Source organism: Chryseobacterium sp. VD8 (assembly GCF_037149975.1).
Taxonomy (GTDB): domain Bacteria; phylum Bacteroidota; class Bacteroidia; order Flavobacteriales; family Weeksellaceae; genus Chryseobacterium; species Chryseobacterium indicum.
This window is the reverse complement of the sequence record NZ_JBBCQL010000206.1, coordinates 1-8,325: the sequence shown is the minus strand read 5'-3', so window position 1 is coordinate 8,325 and position 8,325 is coordinate 1. Positions and strand designations below refer to the sequence as shown.

General features: G+C 35.5%; 5 protein-coding genes. 2 read left to right on the top strand and 3 right to left on the bottom strand.

Annotated features, from left to right (window positions below):
• Positions 1 to 211: 211 nt before the first annotated feature.
• Complete coding sequence (locus WFK35_RS17930) at positions 212 to 757, bottom strand: peptidoglycan-binding protein LysM (protein WP_336733728.1); 546 nt, start codon at positions 755 to 757, stop codon at positions 212 to 214.
• Between the two features lie 200 nt (positions 758 to 957).
• Positions 958 to 1,500: a peptidoglycan-binding protein LysM gene (locus tag WFK35_RS17925; RefSeq protein WP_336733727.1), complete on the bottom strand. Its 543-nt coding sequence runs from the start codon at positions 1,498 to 1,500 to the stop codon at positions 958 to 960.
• Positions 1,501 to 2,067: 567 nt separating this feature from the next.
• On the opposite strand from WFK35_RS17925, the gene WFK35_RS17920 reads away from it, so the two are divergent.
• Positions 2,068 to 5,967, top strand: coding sequence for a response regulator (locus WFK35_RS17920; protein WP_336733726.1), 3,900 nt, complete (start codon positions 2,068 to 2,070; stop codon positions 5,965 to 5,967).
• 134 nt (positions 5,968 to 6,101) lie between these two features.
• Positions 6,102 to 6,314 (top strand): hypothetical protein, encoded by a 213-nt coding sequence (locus WFK35_RS17915; protein ID WP_336733725.1) that lies wholly within the window; start codon positions 6,102 to 6,104, stop codon positions 6,312 to 6,314.
• Between the two features lie 228 nt (positions 6,315 to 6,542).
• On the opposite strand, the gene WFK35_RS17910 is transcribed toward WFK35_RS17915, so the two are convergent.
• Positions 6,543 to 8,325, bottom strand: a 1,783-nt coding sequence (locus WFK35_RS17910) for a pYEATS domain-containing protein (RefSeq protein WP_336733724.1), incomplete at its 5' end; no start/stop codon positions are given.

Here is an 8,325-nt window from a genome sequence, read left to right as displayed (position 1 = left end):
CATCAATAGAGATTACATCGTTCAGAGTAATGTTTACGGTTGTTGTTGCGGTTGTATTCTGAGCCTGAACATTGTTGGTTCCTAATATACTTGCTCCGATTGTTAAGGCTGCGATTGCAATTTGTTTTATCATGATATTTTAGTATTTTATGATATGCGCCCTTAATACTTTTCTAAGTGTTTAGGGCGCGTATGAATTTCTGTGTTTTTATTATAAAGCTGTTGCAGTATAAGTTACGGTCTGCGTGTACGTTCCTGCAGGTTTACCTAAGATGTCAGAAGAAGAAGACTTCGCTGCAGGAATGGTATAGTCTAAATTCAGTGTTAAGGCACTTCCAAGCGGAGCGTTTGATACTAATGTCTGATCTGTTGAAGATAAAACAACAGCACTTTTTGTTCCTCCCATAGTTCCTGAAGCGGTAGCTGCTTTAATTGTTAATACGCTAACAGGGATTAGGTTGGTTCCATTCATGAAATTCGCACCTCCTGCTTTTACTTTCACATTAAAATTCTTTGTTGAAGTAACTTTTAATGAGTTGGCTTTTGTTACTGTTTGATCTGAGTTATAGTCTGCTGCAGTAACATAGTTGAAATCTACAGTGTTTCCAATTGCAGTACTTCCTGCATCGATAGAGATTACATCATTTAGGGTAATGTTTACCGTTGTTGTTGCAGTGGTGTTCTGCGCCTGAGCATTGTTAGTTCCTAAAATGAATGCTCCGATAGTTAATGCTGCGATTGCAATTTGTTTTGTCATGATATTTATTTTTAATTTTTATTCTTGTTTATTTGTTCCCTTTGAACACTGCAAATTTATGTCGGCGAAAAAATTTTCTTTGTAGTGGAAAACGGAAGTTCATGTAGTAAAATAACTACACGATCAATTATTTGTGTCAAATAGAAAAACCCTCAATACAAAAAGTGTTGAGGGCTTATTTAAGAAAAACTGACGTTTACTTACAGTGCAGTGGCAGTATAAGTTACCGTTTGTGTATAGGTACCTTTAGGTTTTCCCAGAAGTACATTCGATGCTTTTTGTGCTGAAATAGAATAAGCAATATTTAAAGATTGTTTCGCACCTGAAGCGGCGTTACTTACCAGAACCTGATCGGCTGTAGATAAGGTGACCTCATTGAGAGTTCCTGATAAACTTCCGCCGGGTATTGCTTTTACCTGTAATACATCTACTGGAATTACGTTGGCGCCGCTTACAAAGTTTGCGCCCTCAGATTTTACTTTTATATCAAAATTTTTAGAGGAAATGATGACTAAGCTATTGGGAACCGTCACATTTTTTGAAGAATTATAATCTGCTGTATTCGCATAGTTAAAATCTACAGCGTTGCCTGAAGCGGCAGTTCCCATATCCATTGAAATAACATCTGCTAAAATAATATTTACTGTTGAACTGGCGTGATCAGAATTTTGCGCCAAAACAAGATTGGTTCCTAAAGCAACTGCTACCAGAACCAGAGCGGAGATAAAGATTTGTTTTTTCATGATTGGGTGAATTTGAAGGTGTATTAAATAATATTCATTTAAAATGAACTATATTAACAAACTTAATCTACATTAAATTTAAGAACATTATATGAGATAACCAAGATTTTTATGTTAAATATAAATGTCATCAGATTCGCATAATTGCTCTTTTGATTGATCTTGTAATTTGCCATCTTGCGTAATAAAATTTTCTCCACTGGCTTTAAGCTCTTTATAAAATTTAAGCTTTAAAATCTTAAGATGCTTCTGTCTTTTTAGATGATTTTTGTAGAGATAATAAGATAACCTGCTTCTGAAAATTAGGAATACTTAATATAAAAACATCTTCGATGATCTGTTCCTTAATTACGCTTATTCAAAAAATAGCGAAACAGGATCGAAACTTTGTTCTGCATCTGAGATTTGCATATAAAAATAATATTTAAGAATAAAATGCCAGAAGCCTTTTAAAAAGTAATTGCTTGTCTCGTTGTTGTGAGATATAATGCTCATATTTGCTAAAAAAAACTTTTTATATAAATTTTCTTATTATATTTAGAGTTATAATGATTTATGGTTAATAATATGAGCGATTATATGGTTCCTGATAACGAAAAAGAAAGGATGAAAAAGCTGGAACTTTTTGATTTGTTGAACTTATCTAAAGATTCTCAGCTGGACGTTTTTACAGAAACAGCATGTCTTATTTCCGGCTGCCAAAATGCGCTCATTGCCATTATGGAAAGCGAAACCCAAATGATACAAAGCTGTATCGGGATATCTCTGGATAAAGTAGACCGTAAAAATACAGTCTGTCAATATTCTGTTGCTACAGGGCAGACAATCGTTATTAACGATACTTTATCAGACGAAAGATCATCTGGCAATCCGCTGATTATTGAAGAGGGTATTCGTTTTTACGCGGGAGTTCCGCTTTTGGATGACGAAGGTTTTGCTTTAGGAACACTCTGCGTTTTCGATTACGAGCCGAAATCATTATCTAAAGAGCAGATTTCTACTCTTAAGAAATTGGGAGAAGCAGTTACCAGACTTTTAATGGCTAAAAGAAAAAATGTTCACGCAGAATATTTTCAGCAGATCTTTACTGTTTCGAATAATCCTATTTGTGTACTGGATGATAATCTTATTATCAAAGATATAAATCCGGCTTTTGAAAAGGCATTCCATCTTGAAAACAACAGCAAGCCATATCATCTTGATTTTTTAAAACTTCTGGGAGATCAGAGTGAAGATATTAAGCTGAAAGTCAAAAATTTTCTTCAGAATGGTGAAGAATTGATGATAACCACTTCTACAAAGATGAATGAAAGCCAACAGGTAATCATCGAATGGTATATGAAACGGAATCATAGTCATTCCGAGATTTTTTGCTTCGGAACCAATATTACTCAGCATATTGAGGAGAAACTGCAGCTGGAAAGATCGGAACGCCGTTTCAGAAGCTTTTTTGAAAATGCTATCGGACTGATGAGTATGCATGATATGGAAGGTAATATTCTTGAGGTCAACAGAAAGGGCAGAGAAATTTTGCATTATTCTGAAAATGAAGTCACGGGATTGAATTTAAAAGATCTTGTCCCCGAAAAAAACTGGAAGCTGCTGGAAGATTATTTACAGAAGATTAATCAGAATAAGGAAGACATTGGAACAATGATCCTGAAAACAAAGGACGGAAAGGAGCTTGTCTGGATGTATCATAATAGAGTGGAGATCAATAGGGAAGGACAGCCTTATGTACTAAGTACAGCACTTAATATAACGGAAAGGATGATGTTGGAAAGTGACCTTTTGTACACGAAAAAAATACTTGAGCAAACAAGCGCTGTTGCTCAGGTAGGAGGATGGGAAGTGAATCTGAAAAATAATTCTGTATTCTGGTCGCAGACGACAAAAGAAATTCATAGAATAGATCCGGGGCTGCAGCCTGATTTTGAAAGTGCTTTGCAGTTTTATAAAGAAGAAGACCGGTCCAGAATGAGATTTTTATTCGAAAGAGCTGTATCAGAAGGAATAGCCTATGATGAAGAGTTTCAGCTTATACGTAATGATGGCGTTATGATTTGGGTTAGGGTAAAAGGAATTCCGGAATTCGAAGATGGCATATGTACAAAGATTTTCGGAATTATTCAGGATATCAATGCTTTTAAAAATATATATCTGGAACTGGCAAGAAAAGAAGCAATGCTGCAGTCTTTTGTAACTTACGTACCCACTGCGGTTGCCATGTTTGATAAAGACCTTAATTATATATCCGTAAGCAGCAGCTGGAAGGATGAATTTCATATGAATCATCTTGATCTCATCGGTCAGAACATTTTTACAGTTTCACCCAATGTCCCGAAAGAAAGGAAAGAGATTTATCTTAATGCATTAAGAGGAAAGACCTATAAAAATGAAAACTTTGTGCTGGAGCAGGAAGACGGTCTTCAGTATTATAACCTAGAAGTAAGACCATGGTATCTTTCAGACGGAGTTACTGGTGGGATCATTATTTCTGTACAGAATATAAGCGATACAGTAAAAACAAACAATGAACTGAAGGATGCAAAAAAAATGGCCGACATTGCAAGCAAAGCAAAATCAGAATTTCTTGCCAACATGAGCCACGAGATCCGTACGCCGTTAAATGGTGTGATCGGCTTTTCAGATCTATTATTAAAAACTCCGCTTAACGAGATACAAATGCAGTATCTCAACTATATTAACGAATCGGGGGAGAACTTACTTACGATCATTAATGATATTTTAGATTTCTCTAAAATTGAATCCGGAAAAATGGATCTTTTGATTGATAAAAGTAATGTTTATGATATGGTAAGTCAGGTCATCAACGTGATTCTATACCAGTCCCAAAAAAAAGATATAGAATTATTGCTGAATATTGAACCCGGTTTACCGGAAACGATCCTGATTGATGAATCCCGAATGAAACAGATCCTTATCAACCTCTTAGGAAATGCTGTAAAATTTACAGAACAGGGAGAAATAGAACTGAAAGTAGAAAAGCAATGGATGGATCATGAGAAAATACGGCTCCGTTTCGCAGTGCGGGATACCGGAATTGGAATACCCGTTGAAAAACAGCAGTCTATTTTTAATGCTTTCACACAGGAAAACAGCTCCATCAGCAAACGTTACGGAGGAACCGGACTCGGGCTTACCATTTCAAATAATATTCTGGGCTATATGGGAAGTGAACTCAGGTTAAACAGTACACTACACAAAGGATCTGTATTTTTCTTCGATATCGAAGTGCCGTATGAAATGTCTGCGGCAAATAAAGATGAAGAACTGAAGATCAGCAAAGTACTTGTTGTTGACGATAACGAAGCAAACAGAATCATTCTGCAGCATATGCTGGCTTATAAAAATATAGAATCCAGGCTGGCTGCGAATGGGATGGAAGCTTTACAGATTTTGTTAGCGGGAGAACGTTTTGATATTATTCTCATGGATTATCATATGCCCGTTATTTCCGGGCTGGAAACGAAAAAAAAAATTAAGGGGTTATTTAGTAAACAGAAAGAAACTTCTCCTTTGGTGATCCTTCATACATCTTCAGAAGAACATGATGTTATTAACTCCTTCCGACAGGAAGAAAACTCTTATTTTTTATTAAAGCCGATTAAATCCGAAGATCTGTATAAAACTTTAAGGAGAGCGACAGAAAATAATGAAAAACAACTGCCGACAGCTACGGAAACAAAAACAGAAACTTCTTTACATGCTCCTGGTCTTCATGTTTTATTAGTGGACGACAATCCTGTGAATATGCTGCTTAACAGCAGAATAATGCAATCCCTTATTCCTGATGTACAGCTTACGGAAGCTGTAAATGGACTGGAAGCACTTGAAGAATGCAGAAAACAGAGCTTTTCTCTTATCCTGATGGATGTCCAGATGCCGGTAATGGACGGTATTGAAGCAACAAGGGAAATTAGAAAACTTCCGGAATATCAAACAATTCCTATCCTCGGAGTGACAGCCGGAACAACATTTGGAGAAAAAGAAAAATGCCTGCAATCCGGGATGAATGATTTCCTTCCTAAGCCTTTACGTCAAGCTGAACTTTTGGAAATGTTGAGCAAATATATTTCGGAAAAAGAAACGGATGTGGAGTATGATGTAACTGCTGAAAGCAACCTAGATATGGAGTTTTTACAGCAGCAAACAGGTGATGATGAAGATTTCAAAGGGTTATTTTTAAATCTGGTGATTACCGAGCTTACTCAGGCAGAAAATAATATAAAGCGGTCTGTTGCAGAAAGAAATATGGATGATCTGAAAAAAAGTCTTCATAAACTGAAGGGAACAGCCGGAACAGCCGGATTGATAAAGCTTTCGGAAAAGGTATTATACTGGGAAAATAAGACTGACCAAAATGTAGATTTTTCAATATTACATGACGAAATAATTCAGGAAATATCAGCCGGATTGCATATAATAAAAAAATTAATGAAATAATAAAAACCGAAACTCCATTTATAGTTTAGTGTTCCTGCTCATTTTACCCGTTCAATCAAATGTTTCATAGTGAAATTTTACTGTTTAGGCGGGTAGGTGAAATAGGTTTCCTGAGGAAGAACTAATTACGAGGAATGTTAAATAAAAAAGCGCCAACTGTTTTTAGTTGGCGCTTTTGGGTTTTTGTGACCTTAACGAGCGTATCTTCAAACACTTTTGTCGATGATTTAGTTCGTTTAAATCAAATTAAGCAAGAATTACAAGTTTCATTTTTATCAAAAAAATATTATAAAAAGCAATTTATTTTAAATTGCTTTGATTTTTATTTTTTGAGAAACTGTAAATAAAAGAGAAGACTTAATTATATGAATAAACAAATCTCACAAAACGATAAATTAAAATTCTTGAATTAAAAGGATTAAAAACATATTTTTGTTTTTTTTATTGCTCATAAGCATATCAATTCATTATAATTTAATCAGCTAGTGAGACACTCCTAAAAAATAATAATGATAAACAGTTAGATTTTATGATTTGCATAATTTTCTTTGTTCATCTTATAGCTTCAAATCTTTCTAAAGTTTATAATAAAAAGATTCAGGAAAACCTTGTTTTTTATTGAGATCTAGTTCTAATTTTGTTCCGTCTTCAATATAAATCCCTACCGTAAATGCTTCATAGCTTTTAAAGCTGCATCGGGTAGTTCCGTTTAATGTTCTTGCAAACATGGTCTGCTCTTCTCCAAAGCTGTCATGCAGGAGGAAAGCGACTTCTTTTTCAGTTTTTTGCTGAGTGTTTTGTACGGTTAATATGATTCTGTGAGAATCGTTCTCTGTTTTTACTTCCGCCGAAAGTTGCCAGTCGTTACTGATCGCACTTCCTCCCCATCTGCCTTTCTGCAGGTCATCCGGGAATTTTATTTCATGCTGCAGGAGGGCTTTTACTGTTTTTTTAAAGGGTTTTGTCGGTTGATAAGCATAAAATTTTCTGGGCAGCCTGGGGATCTCACTTAAATCCAATTCTAACTCAGTCCCGTCATATAAAATGGCGGCGGCGGTAAAATCTTCGTAAGCTGTAATATTTACTGTTGCTTTTCCGTCTTTAAATTTGAGAAAGCGCAAAGAATCAGCAAAACTGTCATGCAGCAGAATTGCTACTCTGTTGTTGTCCGGAATTTTTCTTGTAGTATGGGTGACCTGTAAAACTACTTCATATAAGCCTACAAGAGATTTAAGAGTTCTTTCTTTCACCTCTGCGGAAAGAATGAAACCGTTATTCATAGGTTGTCCGCCCCAGCGTTTTTTTTGAAGATCATTGGGAACAAGTATTTCACGGCTTTTAATGGTCTGAAGTACAGTTTCCTTAAATGTTCTGTGATCGTACAGAATTCTGATCGGGATCTTTTTTACGGTCCAGTCTGTCCGTGGCAGTGAGAAGGTCTGCTTGGATGTTCTTTCATCAAAACTCAGGGATCTTGATGTTTCTGTTCTGAATTTAAGGTGTTCCTGTTCCAATGGGTTGAGCGTAATAGACTCTTTGGAAATAAAAACGAGAAGAAAATCCTGTAATTCATTGATCTTATTATTAGTATATTCTTCCTGAATGAATGTCCAGATAAGACCATGTCCGGGAATATTTACGGCTACTTTTTCAGTCCCCCTAAGCAGACCGTTATTGCCTGCGTTGAAATTTTGAATACCATAAGATCCGCTCATGTATAAAAAGTTGACATAATACTGTTTATCGGGATCAGTATTTTTCATTTCCAGATGACATCTGAAAGCCGGGACTATTTCATTTCTGTATTTTAACACTATATTTTTCGGATCAATATGGATTTGTCCGAATATTTCATTCGTATTGTCATTAGAGATCTGTTGTCCCTCAATGCTTTCAAATACAATCTCATAATCGTCCGACGGTATTTTATTCTGAGGATTGTCCAGATCAATAACAGCGTTCCATTGCGCTATATATTCTATTTCCTTGATAAATTCAAAAATATCTGGCTGATGAAAGAACATAGAATATCCCTGCTCTTCCATTTCAATGGTACGCCGTGTCAAAAAGTATCTATTCTCTCTGTTTTTAATCAGAAATGCAGCATCCTTGGGATTTTCAACCAGATCAATAAAATATAAGCCAAAATTTTTGGTTGCTTTTACAAAAGTCTCTTTCATTTCATCTTTGAGATCTTCACTAAACCCTATTTTTATTTTAGGAAGAGCCATCTGTAAAAACTCTGCATTGAAAATGTTTTCTTTGTCTTCTTCATAGAATCCATCAACAACACTGTAGGTATCTCTCACTTCATTTAACCTGTAAACTCTGCCATCTTCCAGTTTTATTAAAGTATTC

Bases quoted from the DNA above. Each gene is read 5' to 3' on its own strand.
- WFK35_RS17930 (WP_336733728.1), bottom strand. From the start codon at position 757: ATGACAAAACAAATTGCAATCGCAGCATTAACTATCGGAGCATTCATT.
- WFK35_RS17925 (WP_336733727.1), bottom strand. From the start codon at position 1,500: ATGAAAAAACAAATCTTTATCTCCGCTCTGGTTCTGGTAGCAGTTGCT.
- WFK35_RS17915 (WP_336733725.1), top strand. From the start codon at position 6,102: ATGTTAAATAAAAAAGCGCCAACTGTTTTTAGTTGGCGCTTTTGGGTT.
- WFK35_RS17920 (WP_336733726.1), top strand. From the start codon at position 2,068: ATGAGCGATTATATGGTTCCTGATAACGAAAAAGAAAGGATGAAAAAG.